Origin of the sequence: Kutzneria sp. 744, from assembly GCF_000568255.1 — a bacterium.
Classification (GTDB): domain Bacteria; phylum Actinomycetota; class Actinomycetes; order Mycobacteriales; family Pseudonocardiaceae; genus Kutzneria.
Genome location: NZ_KK037166.1, coordinates 5,079,671 through 5,096,245 on the forward strand (window position 1 = coordinate 5,079,671; position 16,575 = coordinate 5,096,245).

At 68.7% G+C, this 16,575-nt stretch carries 14 protein-coding genes; 5 read left to right on the plus strand and 9 right to left on the minus strand.

All coding sequences use genetic code 11. From position 1 onward, the window contains the following. Positions 1-46: 46 nt before the first annotated feature. Positions 47-967, plus strand: a complete 921-nt coding sequence (locus KUTG_RS22665) for an NADP-dependent oxidoreductase (RefSeq protein WP_043719369.1) — start codon at positions 47-49, stop codon at positions 965-967. A gap of 132 nt (positions 968-1,099) precedes the next feature. Continuing rightward, complete coding sequence (locus tag KUTG_RS22670; protein WP_084579675.1) at positions 1,100-2,368, plus strand: COG4315 family predicted lipoprotein; 1,269 nt, start codon at positions 1,100-1,102, stop codon at positions 2,366-2,368. Between the two features lie 641 nt (positions 2,369-3,009). On the opposite strand, the gene KUTG_RS22675 is transcribed toward KUTG_RS22670, so the two are convergent. Both KUTG_RS22675 and KUTG_RS22680 read right to left on the minus strand, forming a co-directional pair. Beyond that, positions 3,010-3,627, minus strand: coding sequence for an anti-sigma factor (locus KUTG_RS22675; protein ID WP_063753552.1), 618 nt, complete (start codon positions 3,625-3,627; stop codon positions 3,010-3,012). Beyond that, positions 3,624-4,175, minus strand: coding sequence for a sigma-70 family RNA polymerase sigma factor (locus KUTG_RS22680; protein ID WP_043730286.1), 552 nt, complete (start codon positions 4,173-4,175; stop codon positions 3,624-3,626). Before KUTG_RS22680 ends, KUTG_RS22675 begins: the two co-directional genes overlap by 4 nt. A 311-nt stretch (positions 4,176-4,486) precedes the next feature. On the opposite strand from KUTG_RS22680, the gene KUTG_RS22685 reads away from it, so the two are divergent. After that, positions 4,487-5,086, plus strand: coding sequence for a COG4315 family predicted lipoprotein (locus KUTG_RS22685; protein ID WP_052395247.1), 600 nt, complete (start codon positions 4,487-4,489; stop codon positions 5,084-5,086). A 1-nt stretch (position 5,087) separates the two neighbouring features. Here the strand turns inward: KUTG_RS22685 and KUTG_RS22690 are convergent, their stop codons facing one another. Continuing rightward, positions 5,088-6,050 (minus strand): DUF1996 domain-containing protein, encoded by a 963-nt coding sequence (locus tag KUTG_RS22690; protein ID WP_198047280.1) that lies wholly within the window; start codon positions 6,048-6,050, stop codon positions 5,088-5,090. An 80-nt stretch (positions 6,051-6,130) separates the two neighbouring features. Beyond that, positions 6,131-6,883: an alpha/beta fold hydrolase gene (locus KUTG_RS22695; RefSeq protein ID WP_052395251.1), complete on the minus strand. Its 753-nt coding sequence runs from the start codon at positions 6,881-6,883 to the stop codon at positions 6,131-6,133. 54 nt (positions 6,884-6,937) lie between these two features. Here KUTG_RS22695 and KUTG_RS22700 point away from each other — a divergent pair, with 54 nt between their 5' ends. Then, positions 6,938-7,483, plus strand: a complete 546-nt coding sequence (locus KUTG_RS22700; protein WP_043719372.1) for a QsdR family transcriptional regulator — start codon at positions 6,938-6,940, stop codon at positions 7,481-7,483. Here KUTG_RS22700 and KUTG_RS22705 read toward each other — a convergent pair. Next, positions 7,452-9,200, minus strand: a complete 1,749-nt coding sequence (locus KUTG_RS22705) for a glycoside hydrolase family 76 protein (RefSeq protein ID WP_232240898.1) — start codon at positions 9,198-9,200, stop codon at positions 7,452-7,454. The genes KUTG_RS22700 and KUTG_RS22705 overlap by 32 nt on opposite strands. A gap of 363 nt (positions 9,201-9,563) precedes the next feature. Here KUTG_RS22705 and KUTG_RS22710 point away from each other — a divergent pair, with 363 nt between their 5' ends. Further along, on the plus strand, positions 9,564-10,784 hold the full coding sequence (locus tag KUTG_RS22710; protein ID WP_255361032.1) for an IS110 family RNA-guided transposase: 1,221 nt from the start codon (positions 9,564-9,566) through the stop codon (positions 10,782-10,784). Between the two features lie 117 nt (positions 10,785-10,901). On the opposite strand, the gene KUTG_RS22715 is transcribed toward KUTG_RS22710, so the two are convergent. From KUTG_RS22715 to KUTG_RS22730, 4 genes are all read right to left on the minus strand, one after another. Further along, positions 10,902-11,804 carry a DUF1996 domain-containing protein gene (locus KUTG_RS22715; protein WP_052395255.1) on the minus strand — a complete coding sequence of 301 codons (903 nt, stop codon included), beginning with the start codon at positions 11,802-11,804 and terminating at the stop codon, positions 10,902-10,904. 10 nt (positions 11,805-11,814) lie between these two features. Beyond that, positions 11,815-13,986, minus strand: a complete 2,172-nt coding sequence (locus tag KUTG_RS22720; protein WP_232240899.1) for a discoidin domain-containing protein — start codon at positions 13,984-13,986, stop codon at positions 11,815-11,817. Positions 13,987-14,072: 86 nt separating this feature from the next. After that, entirely contained in the window at positions 14,073-15,326 is a 1,254-nt protein-coding gene (locus KUTG_RS53755) for a discoidin domain-containing protein (protein ID WP_052395260.1), read from the minus strand. Between the two features lie 156 nt (positions 15,327-15,482). Beyond that, a complete protein-coding gene (locus KUTG_RS22730; protein ID WP_043719376.1) occupies positions 15,483-16,514 on the minus strand; it encodes a LacI family DNA-binding transcriptional regulator in 1,032 nt (343 codons plus the stop codon). Positions 16,515-16,575: the final 61 nt, after the last annotated feature.

Genomic DNA, 16,575 nt, shown 5'->3' on the forward strand with positions numbered 1-16,575 from the left:
CGGGTGGTTGAGGCTTCACATACACCCGACGAGGAGGCCCGAAGCCATGCCCAAGGCGGTCAGGTACAACGAGTTCGGCGGCATCGACGTGCTGGACGTGGTCGAGGTGGACCGGCCGGTCCCCGGTCACGGCGAGGTGCTCGTGCAGGTCAAGGCGGCCGGCATCAACCCCGGCGAGGCGAGCATCCGGTCCGGCGCGTTCCACTCGGTATGGCCCTCGACGTTCCCGTCGGGTCAGGGCAGCGACCTCGCCGGCGTGGTCGCCGAGCTGGGCGAGGGCGTGTCCGGGGTCGCGGTCGGCGACGAGATCATCGGCTGGACCGACGACCGGGCCAGCCAGGCCGAGTTCGTGGCGATCCCGGTGACGCAGCTCACGTCGAAGCCGGCCGAGGTGACGTGGGAGCAGGCCGGCGCGCTGTTCGTCGCCGGAACCACTGCCTACGCGGCGGTTCGGGCCGTCGCACTGTCCAAGGGGGACACCGTCGTGGTGTCCGGCGCGGCCGGCGGCGTCGGCTCCCTGGTCGTGCAGCTCGCCGTAGCGGCGGGCGCGAAGGTCATCGGCATCGCCGGACCGTCCAATAGCGACTGGTTGACCGCCCACGGCGTGACGCCCGTCGAGTACGGCGACGGCGTGGCCGCCCGCGTGCGGGAAGCCGCGGGTGGGACCGTCGACGCGTTCATCGACACCTTCGGCGCCGACTACGTGGAGCTGGCGCTGGAGCTGGGTGTCGACAAGGGACGGATCAACACGATCATCAACTTCCCGGCCGTGGAGAAGTACGGCATCAAGGCCGAGGGCAACGCCGACGGCGCCAGTGCGGACGTGCTGGCCGAGCTCGCCTCGCGAATCGCCGCGGGCGAATTGGAACTCGTGGTTGCCCGAAAGTACCCACTGGCCGAGGTTCGTGATGCCTACCGCGAGCTGGAGCAGCGGCACACCCGCGGCAAGATCGTGCTCGTTCCCTAGTATTTCGGGGCTCTGACCAGCGGCGAACGGTTCTCTCGAAAATTCTTTGAACCGTTCGCCGGGACCTCCCGTGTAGATCGCGAACGGCTTCCGGACGACCGGAACCCTGTAAGCCCCACACTGGAGAACCCCATGTCTCGCAAGCATGTTGTGTCCCTTGCTGCCCTCGTGGCCGGCGCCGCCGCGATGCTCGCCGCCTGCGGGACTCCGGATGCGCCGCAGGCCTCCCCGGCCACCAGCAACGTGGCCGACTCCTCGCCGCTGAACCTGTTGCAGGGCACCGCGAAGTCCAACAACGCCACCCCCAACACCGGCGACTGGGCCCCGCAGGGCGCGCCCGCCGCCGTCGCGCACTCCTGGGTGCAGCTGCGGGCCGGCAAGGCCGGCGAACTCGACCCGGTCGTGCTCAACGCGGCCAACAAGGTGATCTACGTCTTCGACAAGGACGAGAAGAACAAGTCCAACTGCGTCGACCAGTGCAAGGTCACCTGGCCGCCGGTGGAGATCTCCAACCCCGGCAAGGTTTTTGTCGCCGGCCTCAACCCGAGGGACCTGAGCACCATCAAGCGTCCCGACGACGGCAACTACCAGATCACCCTCAAGGGCAAGCCGCTCTACACGTTCAGCAAGGACCTGAAGCCCTTCGACACCAACGGTGAGGCCGTCGGCAACACCTGGTGGGCCGTCACCCCCGACGGCCAGCGCAACTTCGGCAAGAACACGCCGCCCGGGGCCACCCCGCCCGCGACCAACACCACCGCGCCGACCGGCGCCCCCGGCACCACGCTGACCGGCACGAGCGCCATCCTGTTCGACGACGCCAACTTCTCCGAGAACGGCGCCTCCCAGGGCGTGTCCGGCCCCGGCTGCCAGAAGGTGTTCCGCCCGAGCATCGCCTCCTCCATCACCACCGACGGCGCTATCAAGCTGTGGGACGGCCCCAACTGCACCGGCAAGTCCGTCGTGATCACCGGTGACGTCAAGGACCTGGCCTCGGTCGGCATGGACAACGCCGTGCGCTCCATCCGCTTCGCCGACGGCACCGGCTCTGGTTCCACCAACAACGGCGGCGGCGGCGTGAACAACAGCGGCGGCGGCAACGGCGCCGGCACTGCCACCACCACGACCAACCCGGGCAACGCCACCCTCACCGCCACCGGCGCCATCCTCGACTCCGGCAAGAACCTCTCCGAGCCCAACGGTTCCCAGGGCATCTCCGGCCCCGGCTGCGCCAACGTCACCACCCCGTCGCTCGTCTCCTCCATCCAGGCCTCGGGCACGTACAAGCTGTGGACCGGCAAGGACTGCACCGGCAAGTCGATGATCGTGACCGGCAACCAGAACGACCTCGCCGCCATCGGCTTCGACAAGGCGGTCTACTCGATCCGCTTCGCGGGCTGACTCCCGCCGCTAGACCCCGAAGGGGACCGGCTCCGGCCGGTCCCCTTCTTTGTATGCGTCAGCGCCCGGTTCGGAGGAGCTCCATCAGGACGGTTCATGCTTTGAGCACCCGAGCTTCAGCGACAGGCACGCTCACAGGTTGGCGTTGCACGTTCCGTTCGGCCCGGACGTCTTCGATGCGCTCGGCCGGCTCATCGTGCGCGGTCACACCGCCAGCGCCACACCTCGCCGACCTCGTGCCGCGGCCAGATCACGCACCCGTCCCTGCCCGTCCGCAACAGCGCAGCAACACAACGAGGCAACGAGGCAACGAGCGTCCGGCCACATCAGCCGCACAACACCGCCCACGCCCCCACCGCGCCCGCCCTGTACACCGACGCTGCGCACGTCGGCCCACCCCGCCTCACCACATGGCCCACCCACCACATGGCCCACCCACCACATGGCCCACCCAACCCAAGGGGGCCATCCCCGCTCCAGCCTACCAGCGGAAACACGGAGTTGATCTTCTAACGCCAAGGCCTGTGGACAACCGGCGACGGAGCACGGGCCCTGTGGACAACGGCGGAAGGACAACGGCGGAAGGGCAACAACAAAAGGCCGCCACCCAAGAAAGGTGGCGGCCTCGAGAAGACCCCGAACTACAGCCGAACCGACACGAACTGCTTGCCGGCGGCGTTCTCCAACCGAACCGAAGCGATGTCCGCGGGATCGACCAATGCGCTGGCGTCCACGGTGGACTCCCCCGCGGTCACCTTCCACCCGGCGGCGATGGTCTGCCGCCCGTCACGGCCCACCAGCACCAACTCGCACTGGGTCCCGACGGGAACCCCGCTCACGGCGGCGGAGATGTGCGACCACCCGGACGTCTCAGCGAAGGACACGGCCAACGCGGCGCCGGTGCCGGCATCGGTGGCCTGAGCACGAACGGGCCCGACGGAATCACCGGATCGTCCGACGGCCACACCGGTGGTGAGCGCGACACCGACGACAACGGCGGCGGCGGACGCCAGGAAGGCGCCGCGGCGACGGCGTTTGGCGGCGGACTCGGTGCGGATCTGACGAAGGGCCCGCTGCAGCACCAGGTCGCCGTCGGGCGGGGGACCGTTCAGCACGGTGTCGACGATGCGCTGGAACTCATGGAACTCGGCGACCTCGTCGCTGCACTGCAGGCACGTCTGGAGGTGCCGCTCCAGCAGCAACGACCGATCCTCGTCCAGGGTGCCGGCGAGGTACCGCTCCACATCAGGGTTTTTCATGACACCGACCGTTCCAATCCCGCTTCGACCCCAGGGAGAAATCCGCGCAGCGCGCGAAGTGCGTGGTAGCACCGGGACTTCACGGTCCCGAGCGGAATGCCCAACGCCTGGGCGGCCTCGCTGGCCGTGCCGCCGAGCAGGTAGATCTGCTCCAGGACGTCACGGTGCTCGGCGGACAGCCGGCCCAGCGCGGCGCCGACGATCATGGTGTTGACGACGCCTTCGGCATGGTCGTGGGAGACGGCGACGTCGACGGGCGGCTCGGCGACTTCCTGCGGCCGAGAGGCGCGGGCGCGAGCCTTGTCCGTCACGAGATTGCGCACCACGGTCAACAGCCAGCCGCGAACGGACCCCTTGCCGTTGACCAGGCTGTCGGGATGCTGCCAGGCCCGCACCAACGCCTCCTGCACGACGTCCTCCGCCGCGGCGCGGTCCCCGGTCAGCCGATACGCGTACGCCACCATGGCCCCGCCGTGCTCGCGGTACAGCGAACGCAGCAACGCCTCGTCGGCCACGTCGTGGCGGGCGCGCCTGCTCAGCCCTGCCATCAGCACCACCTTCCGTGTCACCCCCGTGCACCGACCGGAAATCCCGATCGGGCTCATCGAGAAACACGGCCACCCGACGCGATCGGCCGACCGCGGGGCGACTCCAGCCGCCGACGGCTGCCCGATCGGACACACCGTCCACAGTGGAGGGCGGCCGGGTCCGTGCGACGCCCTGCACACCGCGCGGGCCCGGCCTACGTGACACACGAGCGAACCGCCGAACGGGTTCAACGGAATTTCGCCTTGAACCGCCCGAGCCGCCCGACCGTGTTTGCGGCAACCCCACCCGACGACTCACGGAGTGCAGAGCCATGCGGCTGAGCAAGCTGATCCTCTCCTCGTCCCTCCTGGTCACGGCCATGATCACGATGACGGCGTGCGGTGTGCAGGGCACGCCGCAGGCCGTGGACACCAAGCCGGTGGAGAAGGTGGTGACGCTGCCTAACCCGCCCGCGGTCCCACCGCCGACGGTGGCCAAGACGCAGAAGCTGGTGCAGATCCTCAGCGGCGCGCCGGAGCAGCCGATGCAGCAGAACGCCAACGACATCGAGGTCAGGGCGACCACGTCCGAGCAGATCGGCACGTTCCTGACCGACGGCAACGGCATGACGCTGTACATGTTCACCAATGACAGCAACAAGAAGCCCACGTGTTACGGCGCGTGCGCGAAGACGTGGCCGCCGCTGCTGATCGCCTCGCCCGGCAAGATCTACCCGACCGGTGTCGACCCGCAGGCGATCGGTTACGTCGAACGGACCGAGGGCACCTGCCAGGTCACGATCAACGGTCAGCCGGTGTACTACTTCTCCGGCGACAAGGCGCCCGGCGACATCAACGGCCAGGGCGTGAAGGGCACGTGGTTCGCGGTCAGCCCGACCGGCGGCCAGACTCCCCCGCTTCCGGGCAAGTAGATCAGCAGTGCCGGCCCGAGTTGATGCAGTCCACGACCCTGGTCATCAGCGAATCCGGCATGGCGTCGACGAACATCGCGTGATCGGTCACGGAGCTGTAGTGCTCGTCCGGGAAGGCGTCGATCGCGTAGTGCAGGCCGGGCGCCAGTGTGTAGGCGACCTCGATGTGCAGCTCCGGCACCGGGAAGGTGCCGACCCGACAGCCGCCGCCGGACTCCGGGAACACGAGGTGGCTGCGGTGGTCAGGGCTGTCGGTGCTGGTGCCGTTCCAGCAGTTCGGGAAGTCGAACACGCGAATGGTCTGCTGCCCGGATCCGCACTGCGGATAGTCATTGGTGATCCGGTCCCGCGCACCGGAACAGGTCCACTGCACGTGCTCGGTGTTGGCGAGTCCTTCGGTGGTGCCGTGCGGGTTTCCCGTGGTGCCGCGCAGGAATCGGGGCATGGCGATGACGCTGCTGACCGGGCTGCCGCGATATTCGACCAGCACCGAGGTCGGCACGGCGATGGTGCTGTGGTTCATGGACATGCCGTCCATGCCGTCCATCTGCGTCAACGCCGACGGCAGCATCAGCACGGGCCAGTAGTAGGTGGACTTGTCGCCGAACTGGCACGTGGTCTCGCCCGCGGCCAGGCTGTCGTCGGTGGACAACGCGTTGGTCGACTTGTTGCCCACGTAGTCGTGCACGTGGTGGGCGCCGCCGACGACACCGGGCTGGGCGACCAGATTGTCGGAGTTGTACATCCGCTCCTGGTTGCGCCCGCAGTCGACGTGCCAGCTGCCGGGCGAGCCGGTCGAGGTGTACGCGACCGGCGTCGGCGCCGGGTTGGCGTCGGCGATGTCGATGTAGGTCGCCCCGGCCGGCGCGCTGAGCGCGCGGTAGGTGACGACCCCGCCGGCGACCAGCGCCAGGCACAGCACGGGCAGCACCACCCGCCAGAGCCGCTTGCGCCCTCGAATCACGGTCGCAGCATCACAAACGGTCGTGCCGGCGGACAAATCAGGTCCATGAACGGGCAGACGTACACGTCCGTTCGGCCGAATCAGATGTTGGCCGAAAGGAATTCGCGTAGCGGCGGGTTGACCGCATCCGGGTCGGTGAGGCTGAGGAAGTGCGCGCCGCCCTCGACCAGCACGAGCGGCTCCGCCTTGGGCACCGCCGCGACGATCTCCTCGGCCCGTTCCACGGGGTAGGCGGCGTCGGCGGTGCCGTGCAACACCAGCGTGGGGCAGGAAATCTCACCCAGTCGGTCGATCACGCCGTCCCGGCCGGTCAGCGCTTCCAGCAGCATGGGCACGCGCTCGTACGGCAGTGCCCGCAGCTTGACCTTCCACGCGGAGGCGTCCATGGCGCCGATGCAGATGGTGGCGACCATGTCGAGCAGCTGATCGGTCGGCCCCTGCGTGGTCCACAGCGCGCCGAGTCCGCGGTACGCCTCGGCGACGTGCGGGTCCTCCGGAGCGGCGGAGCTGCCCATCACGGCCAGCGCGGTCACCCGGTCGGGGGCCAGCAGCGCGAGCCGCAGGCCGACGAATCCGCCCTGGCTGGTGCCGACGACCGCGAACTGGTCGATGCCGAGTTGGTCCACCACCTCCAGCACGTCCCGTGCCACGTCCCAGTAGGTGAACGGGCCGTCCGCCGGTGTCTGACCGTGACCGCGTTCATCGATCGTGACCAGCCGAAACGCGTCGCCGAGGGCGGCGACCTGGGGCTCGAACATGCCGCCGTCCATTAGGAAGCTGTGCAGCAGCACCACCGCCGGTCCGGTGCCGCCGTGGTCCACAAAGTGCGTCACGCCCCGCCTCCCCGTGTGAGACAATCACCGTATTTGTCTCACAGGGAGGCCTGGTTGACAAGAAACACGACCGAGGATGTGGTCCGGGCGGCGACCACCGCCTACCTGTCGGGCCGGCCGCTGGACATGTCCGTGCTGGCCGCCGACCTCGGGCTCAGCCGCGCCACGCTCTACCGGCGCATCGGCAACCACGATGGGCTGGTCGGCATGGTGCTGGCCGAGCAGACCGAGCACACCTTCCGACGCTGCCTCGACGGCGTCTGCGCCGAGGGCCTCGATCGCGTGCGGGTGGTCTTCGAGCGCTTCATGTACGCCGTGATCGGCGCCGAGCCGTTGCGGGCGTTCATCGAGCGTGACCCGCTGCTGTTCATCCGGATCGTGCTCGCCCCCGGCCTGGTCGAGCAGCGCGCGACCACGCTGTTCGCCAAGCTGCTGGTCGAGTCCGGCGTGTGCTTCGCCGTGCCGACGGGCGTGCTGGCACAGGCGATCGTCCGCATCGGCGACTCGTTCATGTACAGCCATCTGCTCGGCGGGCACGAGCCGGAGACCGACAATGTGATCTCCCTGGTCAACCTCCTGCTGGATTCGGCGTCGCGGTGAGGGCCTCCAGCGCGCTGGCCTGTGTGCGCCAGTCGACGGCGTTCGGGGCGCCGCCGGCCCAGCGCAGGCCGAGGTGGTTGAGCGGGTCTCGATCGTTGGCCCACAAGGAGTTCGCCTGGGTTTGCAGGTACGGCTGGTAGCCGACCTCGGCCAGGTAGCGGACGAGGATCCCCTTGAACTGCTTCTGGTTGTCATCGCAGTTCGGCTCGCATGACTCGGTCAGCACACCCGTTCCGACCGCGTTGCCCAGGCGCGTCGCCGCGTCCAGCCAACGCCGGTCGCCGGTGGCGCGGTAGAGCTCGTCGAAGCCACCGATGGCCAGGCCCTGGTTGTACGTCCAGACGGTCTGTCCGTTGTTGCGGCAGTCGGCGGTGAGGCCGTCGTTGACCTGATTGTTCCCGTTGATCAGGCCGCTGTTCAGGTACCAGTTTCCCGCCGTCACGGCCCGCTGGCCCCAGACCGTGTCGCCGGGCGCGTCCACATGCAGCGCGGCGGTCAGCCTCAGATAGAGGCCGCTCGTCACGGCGTTCTTGTACGTCCGCTCGCGGTTCCACCAGACGCCGCCTCCGCACGTCCCGGTGTCCCAGAAATCGTTGACGTAGTTGGCAATTGTCGTCGCCTCGGTCAGGTAGCGGGAGTCGTGGGTGTAGTCGTAGGCGGCGATCCAGGCCAGGCCCCACCATGCCGAGTCGTCGATCGCCCGGCTGATGAAGTCGCCCTCGATCGGGTCGCTCGACTTGACGCCGGCCGGGAACACTGCCTTGTTCACGTCGAATGTGCGCCCGACAACCCAGTCGTAGTCATGGTTTCCGGTCTGCCGAGCGTAGTCGATCAACGCCGTCAGCGTGGCCGCCGAGTTCCACCAGCTGCTGGGCCACCACGCCTGATAGGCGTCGTAGGAGTACACCAGCGCATCAGCCGCCGCCCCGGCCCGTGTCGGCGACGGGCGAGCCCACGCCGTGCAGCTTCCGTTGGCGTGACTGGCTTCCCGTCCACAAGCCCGCACAACACCGCCGTACAGCTTGGCTTTGGGATCTCGCGTGGCGAACATCGCGGTACGGCCCGATGTCGTGCGTCCGAGCGACGATCCGTCCGGCCAGCTCGCGCCTTCGTTCCAGCTGCGGTCCAGCCAGACCTCGTCGCCGGGCCCGTTGTTCTCGATCGTCGCCCACGCCATGCCGTTGGCATCGGTGTGCAGCCGGACCGTGCGGCCGTAGATCGTCGTCGGCGCGACCGGCTGCATGTCACCGTTCTGTTGACTGCTGCCATCACAGGCTTCGTCGCAAACGTTGGGGTACAGCCAATCCGTGCAGGCCACCCCGTTCGCGTCGCCGCAGGCCCTGATCACGCCGCGGCGATGCCCCACCGGGTCGTAGACGTTGTACATCAGCGTTCTGGTGCCGGTCCAGCTGCTCGGGATGGCGGCCTTGCCCAGCAGCCCCTCCCACGTCTGGCCGCCGTCCCAGGACCGGTCCAGCCACACCGCGTCGCCCGTCGTGCCCAGATCGATACTGGCCCAGGCCATGCCGTCCGGCTCCGACACGTGCAGCTGGACCTTGCGGCCGTTGATGTTCTTGTCCGGCAGGGGAAACGTCTCCCGCTGGGCCCTCGACGGGTCGAGGGTGTCGCAGGACGTGGCGCACACCGTCGTCGCCGCCGCGGCCGGAACCGGCGGCAGCGCCAGGACGATCAGGAGAAGCGGCAGGAGCCTGATCACCCTTCGCAGGGTGACAGCGCTCCCACCGCCCGGCCACCCCTCGCCCCCGATTCTGGCTCGAACCGGACAAGCACCCGACCTGTGTGAAAGGACCATTCCTCACACTGAACGCCACGAATGGTCCTAATCAGTGTTGGGAGTGGCTGTCTGGCAGGCTCCTGGTGGTAGCCGGCCGGCGGATGAGCACTGAATGGTCCTGGACCTGGAGTCCTGTGGAAAGACCGTGCCCCCGCCGGTAGGCCGGGAGAGTCGATCGCCGCTGGGATGTCGTGCCCCGCGTGCGGGAGCACTGGTTGATGAGGTCGCTGATGGTTCTCCCGCTGGCCATGCAGGGCGATCGAGAGCACGGGAGGATCGTTGCGGCTGTTCGTGGGAGATGACTGGGCCGAAGACCACCACGACGTTGAGCTGATGGACACCGGTGGCCACCGGGTGGCCACCGCGCGGCTGCCCGAGGGTGTGGCCGGCATGGCCCGGCTGCACGCGATGATCGGCGATCAGGCCGGCGAGACCGACGACGGGGATGTGGAGGTGCTGGTCGGGATCGAGACCGACCGGGGCCCGTGGCTCGCGGCGCTGGTCGCGGCCGGCTACACGGTGTTGGCGGTCAACCCGGTGCAGGTGGCCGGGTTCCGGCGCCGGTTGGGGATCTCGGGTGCCACAAGCGACGCCGCCGACGCGCACGTGCTGGCCGACATGGTCCGTACCCACGCCCACGAACTGCGCCCGGTCGCGGGTGACTCCGCCCTGGCCGAGGCGGTCAAGATGGTGGCCCGTATCCACAAGACGCTGATCTGGGAACGGACCCGCCACGTCCAGCGGTTGCGGCACGCGTTGCGGGACTACTTCCCCGCCGCGCTGGCCGCGTTCGAGGACCTCGACGCCGGCGACACGCTGGAGTTGCTGGCCACGGCCCCGACGCAGGGCCGGGCCGCCCGGTTGACGATGACACAGATCAGCGCGGCGTTGACACGGGCCCGCCGCCGCGATGTCGCCGGGAAGGCCGCGGCCGTCCAGGCCGCGTTGCGCGCTCAGGATCTGACCCAGCCCGAGGTCGTGGCCGAGGCCTACGGCGCGTCGGTCACGGCGCTGGTCGCGGTGCCGACTGTGCTCAACACGCAGATCACTGTGCTGCAGGGGCAGGTGCAGGCCCATTTTGGGCGGCACCCGGCCGCTGAGGTCATCGCTTCCCAGCCTGGGTTGGCAGCGGTGCTCGGCGCTCGGGTGCTCGCCGAGTTCGGAGACGACCCGCACCGCTACGCCAGCGCGAAGGCCCGCAAGAACTACGCCGGCACCTCGCCGGTCACCCGTGCCTCGGGCAAGAAGAAGGCCGTGCTGGCCCGGCACGTCCACAACGACCGGTTGGTGGACGCGGTGATGGCCCAGGCGTTCGCCGCGCTCACGTCGTCGCCCGGCGCACGGGCGTACTACGACCGGCAGAAAGCCCGTGGGGCTGGTCATAACGCCGCGTTGCCGCAGCTGGCCAACCGGTTGGTGGGCATCCTGCACGGCTGTGTGAAGACCGGCACCGTCTACGACGAAGGGACGGCCTGGTCACATCACGTCGACCAGACCGCCGCTTGACATCCAAAACCCTGGGATGCCTTTCCAAGCATCAGGCCCTCGACCACCGACGCTGTGAACGGACCATTCCTGAACTCCGAGTAGCGGAATGGTCCGTTCCAAGCGGCAGGGCCTTGACTAGCGGCCGGGCAGGCGGTAGTCCGGGCCCAGGGCGGCGCCGCGGTCGGGCTTGTACTGGTCGAAGCCCCGCGAGTCGCACTGGAGGCCGCCGTTGATGCAGTGCTTGACCAGCGCGGCCAGCGTGGGCGGGTCCCAGGCGTTGAAGAAGTCGTAGTGCCAGGAGTAGCCGCGGCCGCTGGCCAGGTGCACCTGCGACATGTCGCCGCTGACCGGGAAGGCGATCTTGAACTCCAGCATCGGCACCGGCACCGGGTGGTCGGCCGGGCAGGTCAGCGTGACCCGGTCCGGATAGGCCATGTGGCTCTTGTGATCCGCCGAGTCCAGGTGCACGCCGTCCCAGCAACTCGGGGCCTGGTAACGGATGTTGGCCTGGGTGCCCTCGACGCAGTAGGACGGGAAGTCCCAGTTGTGGAAGCTGTCGCCGCACTCCCAGCCCTCGATGGCGCCGGGCGCGTGCTGGAACTGGTCCTGGGTGGCCATCATGTCGCCGACCACGAACTTCAGCCCCTGCGGGAAGGGCTGGACCTTGGTGTAGTCCAGGATGCCGGACTTGTAGTAGACGACCTGCGACCAGGTGGACAGGATCGGCTGGTTTCCGTTGTACAGCGTGGGGAACCAGTACGCGGACAGGTCGTCGGGCGCCAGGCACGTGGTGGCCCCGGTGCCGGCGGCCAGCAGCGAGTTCAGGGTGGTCGCCGCGTTGGTCGTGGTGTTGCCCAGGAACGTGTGGTCGTGCGACGCCCCCGGCTGGTTCGGGAAGACGATGGGATCGTCCGGCTGGTGGTGGGTGATCGTGCAGTCGGCCTGGAACTCGTGGTGGGTCACGACGTCGTCGGCCTGAGCGACCGACGCCAGCGCGACCACCAGTGCCGCGGCGAGGAGCAGGGCCTTGCGGGACACGGGCTTCTCCCTACTGGTAGATGCCGAACTCGAACAGCGAATAGCCGTACGTGGTGCCGCGCTGGGTGCCGGTCAGCCGGACGAACCGGCCGGAGCCGCTCACATCGAAGTCCTCGACGCCCCCAGCGCCCGTGGTGGTGCCGTGGATCGTGGTCCAGTTCGAGGTGCCGTCCGGCGACACCTGGATCGTGTACGCCTTGCCGTACGCGGACTCCCAGACCAGCTGGATGTGGTGGATCGCGGTCGTCTGGCCGAGGTCGACCTGGATCCACTGTGGGTCGCTCCAGTCGGTGGCCCACCGCGTCCCGTTGTTGCCGTCGACGGCGTTGCTCGGCGGGAAGGGCGCGCCGTTTCCCGTTGCCTGATAACTGGAAGCGGTCGTCGGCTTGCCCCGCGCCACGTTGACACCGTTGACCGGCGGCACCGTCACGTTGACCGACTTCGTCTCGACGGCGACGTTGCCATGGCCGTCGTAGGCGTACACGTACACCTTCCAGACGCCGAGCTGGTTGGGCGCGGTGACGTTGAAGGAGTTCGCGCCGGTCTGGGTGAAGTCGGCGTAGCGCAGGATGGTGTTGTTGTCGACGTATTTGCTGCTGTACATGAGGTTGTAGCGCACTGACCCCGTCACGTTGACGCTGACGGCGAACTGCTTGCCGGCACTGACGGTCTGCGGCACGGACATTCCCGTGATCACCGGGCCGGCCGGGGTCGCCGGCGTGCCGCCGTAGCTCTGGGCGACCTGATAGTAGGTCGGGAACTTCCAGCCGCCCGGTTCGAGGTTGAACCAGATACCGCCGAAGTCGTTCTCGTTGCCGTAGTTGAACAACGTGGCGCCCAGCGACACGCCGGTGTGGCCCTGGATGCAGTTCCAGGCGCTGGCGTAGCCGGCGACCTTCTGCTGGTCGGACGGTTCGGTCGGCACCCCGTTGGCGTCGTTGGGAACCTCCCATTCGCCGGCCTCACCGGACTCGGTGACGATGTACGGCTTGGTGTAACCGCCGTTGATCCAGTCCTGCTTGACGTTGCAGACCGCGCCGTAGGAGTTGACCGCGTACAGGTCCAGCGACGGCGTGTTGGCCTTGTAGTACGGCCAAGCACCGGTCCAGGCGTCGGTCGAGGTCACCGGGTGGTTCGGGTCGGCCGCGTGGATCGCCTGCGCCACCCGCTCGACGTAACGGGCGTAGGCGTTGCGCTCCGTCTCCAGCTGCGTTCCGGAATAGGTGTTCTGCAACGTCAGCAGGACCTCGTTGCCGACGTCCCACATCAGCACGCCCGGATGGTTCTTGTAGGCGTTGACCTGCTGCACGATCGCGTTGAGGGTGCTGTCCTCGTACGCCGTGTCGTTGACGAAATCGGTGCCCTGGTTGAGCCAGAACCCGTTGATCACCTTGATGCCGTTGGCGGCAGCGCGATCCAGCAGCGGCTGACTCGAGGCATCGGTGCCCCAGGTCCGGACCGTGTTGACGCCGAGTTCCTTGAGATCCTGCATGTGCGCGTCGGCCGTCGCGCTCTGCGGGCCGAACGTGACTCCCTTGATGTAGTAGGGGTTTCCGTTCACCGACAGGCCCCAGTTGCCCTGGCCGCCGGTCACCTTGACCACGCTGCCGCCGTTCGGCACCGGCGGTGTCGTCAGCGGCGGTGGGGTGGCGCCGGTGCTCGTGTACACGCCGACGGAGCCGATGCTCAGCACGCCGCCCGACGACGTCTGAGGGCTCGGGGACGTGCAGCCGCACACCGTGTTCGGGTAGCCGCCGCCGATCGCCAGGTCGAACACGAGGTAGAACCCGTGATCGACGGCGGCCTGCCAGGTGCTGACCCCGACCTGGCTTTCCCTGACCTGCCAGACCTGTTGGCCGTCGATGGTGAACCGGATCTGCTCGTCGCTCAGCGTCCGGTCGATCACCTCGGCGTAGGTGTGGTACGCGGTCTGGCAGTCGCCACACGTCCCGAGGCCGCTGGTCATGCCGTTGTACTCGCCGCAGTTGCCGCCCGGGACCGTGCCGCAGTGCAGGGTTTCCGACGACTGCGCGCGGCCGTTGACGCCTTCCATGATGTCGGCCTCGCCGACCGCCGGCCACGCCCCGAGATTGCCGCGGTAGGCCGATCCGTAGGCGCGGAAGGCCGGCCAGTAGCCGAGCGCGTTGGACACGTTGGGCTGCTTGATGGAGGCTGTGATCATCAGCTGGCCGCCGGCCGGCGCGGCGAAGTCGGTGCGTTGCGACTCGATGCGGCCGGACGTCCAGTTGCCGCCGTTGTTCAGGGCGGTCAGGTTGACGTGGCCGTTGCCGTCGAGGGCGACGTTGGCCGCCGCGAATCATCACTGCGGTCGCACACCGTGTTCGGGTAGCCGCCGCCGATCGCCAGGTCGAACACGAGGTAGAACCCGTGATCGACGGCGGCCTGCCAGGTGCTGACCCCGACCTGGCTTTCCCTGACCTGCCAGACCTGTTGGCCGTCGATGGTGAACCGGATCTGCTCGTCGCTCAGCGTCCGGTCGATCACCTCGGCGTAGGTGTGGTACGCGGTCTGGCAGTCGCCACACGTCCCGAGGCCGCTGGTCATGCCGTTGTACTCGCCGCAGTTGCCGCCCGGGACCGTGCCGCAGTGCAGGGTTTCCGACGACTGCGCGCGGCCGTTGACGCCTTCCATGATGTCGGCCTCGCCGACCGCCGGCCACGCCCCGAGATTGCCGCGGTAGGCCGATCCGTAGGCGCGGAAGGCCGGCCAGTAGCCGAGCGCGTTGGACACGTTGGGCTGCTTGATGGAGGCTGTGATCATCAGCTGGCCGCCGGCCGGCGCGGCGAAGTCGGTGCGTTGCGACTCGATGCGGCCGGACGTCCAGTTGCCGCCGTTGTTCAGGGCGGTCAGGTTGACGTGGCCGTTGCCGTCGAGGGCGACGTTGGCCGGTGTGTTCGTCTCGACCTCGCCGCTGGACGGATTCGGGCCGTTGGCAGTGATCCAGTTCCCGGCGTTGGGCGCGCTACCGGCCGCGCCGGGGAAGTTGTCGGTCCAGACCGGGTTCCACTGCGGGCCGCCCGGCTGGTCCGTGCCCCCGCCGTAGACCTGGAACTCCCACAGCGAGAAGCCGTAGCCGCCGACCCGCTTGATGCCGTGCATCCGCACGTAGCGACCGGTGCCGCTCACGGGCACCGTCTGCTGGCCGCCGGTTCCCGTGGTCGTCGAGTAGACGGCGTGCCAGCCGGTGGTGGCGTTGTCCGACACCAGGATCTCGAAGGAGGTCGCGTAGGCCGCCTCCCACTGCAGGGTCACCTGGCTGATCGCCTGGGACGAGCCGAGGTCGACCTGGAGCCACTGATCGTCGTTCCAGGCGCTGGCCCAGCGTGTGCCGGCGTTGCCGTCGACCGCGTTGGCGGCCGCGTAGCCGTCCCCCTCAGTCGACGAGGCCGTTGTCGGTCTTCCTTGGGACAGCAGCGTTGTCGCCGCGTGGGCGGTGGACGGGACGAGCACCGGTGCGCACAGGCCGAGCACGAGCAGCAGCGCACAGGAGAGAGCCTTCATCGGTTCTCCAGGGGTACGTCGTGGCAGCGGACCGAGTAGCCCCTCTGGCGGGAGAGCGCTCTCCGAACTGGTACGCAGTTTTACCCGAGGTTCACAGGCCCGTCAAGAGAGCGCTCTCCCAGTGCGGCGCTCAGCGTCGACCGCGTTCGGCGTCGGTCAGGAGGAGCCGCGGACCACCAGAACCGGCTCGAAGATCACCGAGGTCACCCGCTGGCCTTCGCCGTCCATGCGCTCCAGCACCAGGCGGGCCATCTCGGCCGCCATGTCCTCCACCGGCTGCCGGATCGTGGTCAGCTGCGGCCGGCTGCTCAACGCCGCGCCGCTGTCGTCGAAGCCGACCACCGAGACGTCTTCGGGAACGCGTTTCCCGTGCTTGCGCAGCACGTCGAGGGCACCCATGGCCATCAGGTCATTGGCGACGAACAGGCCGTCGAACCGCTGCTCGGCCAGCAGCTTCTCAGTGGCCCGCTCCCCGCCCGTCTGCGTGAAGTCGCCTTCCGCGCTGGGCACGAAGGCCTGGCCGTGCCGGGCCATCGTCGACCGGAAGCCGGCCAGCCGGTCCTGCCCCGCCGGCGTGTCCAGCGGGCCGCTGATCGTCGCCACCTGCTTGCAGCCTCGTGCCATCAGGTGCTCCGCCGCCAGCCGGGCGCCGTCCTCGTGCGCCACGTCCACGTAGCTGATCGGTGTCGGCCGCACCGGACGGGCGAACATCACCGTCGGCACTTCCGCGTCCGTCAGCTGCCCCGGCAGCGGATCCCTGGGATCTATCGAGATCAGCAGGACCCCGTCGAACCGGTCCTGCCGCAGCCGGTTCATTAGCTGCGCCCGGGCCTTCTCCGAGTCCACCAGCATCAGCACCGGGCTCACGTCCATCGGGCCCAGCACCCTCAGCACGCCGCTGACCACCCGCCCGAAGAACGGGTCCGCGAACACCCCGCCCGGAAACGCGTCCGTGTGCTTGTTCGGCTCCGACACCACCAGCGCCACCGCGCCCGTCCTGCGCGTCACCAGCGACCGGGCCGCCCGGTTCGGCACGTACCCGGTCTGCTCGATCGCGCGCTCCACCGCCTCGCGCAGCTCCGGGTCCACGTTGCGGATGCCGTTCACCACCCTGGACACCGTCGCCCGCGACACCCCCGCCACCTTCGCCACATGCTCCAGCGTCGGCGGCGCCTGATCGGTGCTCATGCAGCATTTGTAGCACGCTCAGAGAGCGCTCTCCCTGCGAACAACCCGCCCCACCTGCGCT

What these genes read in the sequence shown, in the direction of transcription:
- KUTG_RS22670 (WP_084579675.1), top strand. Translation starts at nt 1,100, where the DNA reads ATGTCTCGCAAGCATGTTGTGTCCCTTGCTGCCCTCGTGGCCGGCGCC.
- KUTG_RS53755 (WP_052395260.1), bottom strand. Translation starts at nt 15,326, where the DNA reads ATGAAGGCTCTCTCCTGTGCGCTGCTGCTCGTGCTCGGCCTGTGCGCA.
- KUTG_RS22680 (WP_043730286.1), bottom strand. Translation starts at nt 4,175, where the DNA reads ATGGCAGGGCTGAGCAGGCGCGCCCGCCACGACGTGGCCGACGAGGCG.
- KUTG_RS22730 (WP_043719376.1), bottom strand. Translation starts at nt 16,514, where the DNA reads ATGAGCACCGATCAGGCGCCGCCGACGCTGGAGCATGTGGCGAAGGTG.
- KUTG_RS22685 (WP_052395247.1), top strand. Translation starts at nt 4,487, where the DNA reads ATGCGGCTGAGCAAGCTGATCCTCTCCTCGTCCCTCCTGGTCACGGCC.
- KUTG_RS22675 (WP_063753552.1), bottom strand. Translation starts at nt 3,627, where the DNA reads ATGAAAAACCCTGATGTGGAGCGGTACCTCGCCGGCACCCTGGACGAG.
- KUTG_RS22665 (WP_043719369.1), top strand. Translation starts at nt 47, where the DNA reads ATGCCCAAGGCGGTCAGGTACAACGAGTTCGGCGGCATCGACGTGCTG.
- KUTG_RS22720 (WP_232240899.1), bottom strand. Translation starts at nt 13,986, where the DNA reads ATGATCACAGCCTCCATCAAGCAGCCCAACGTGTCCAACGCGCTCGGC.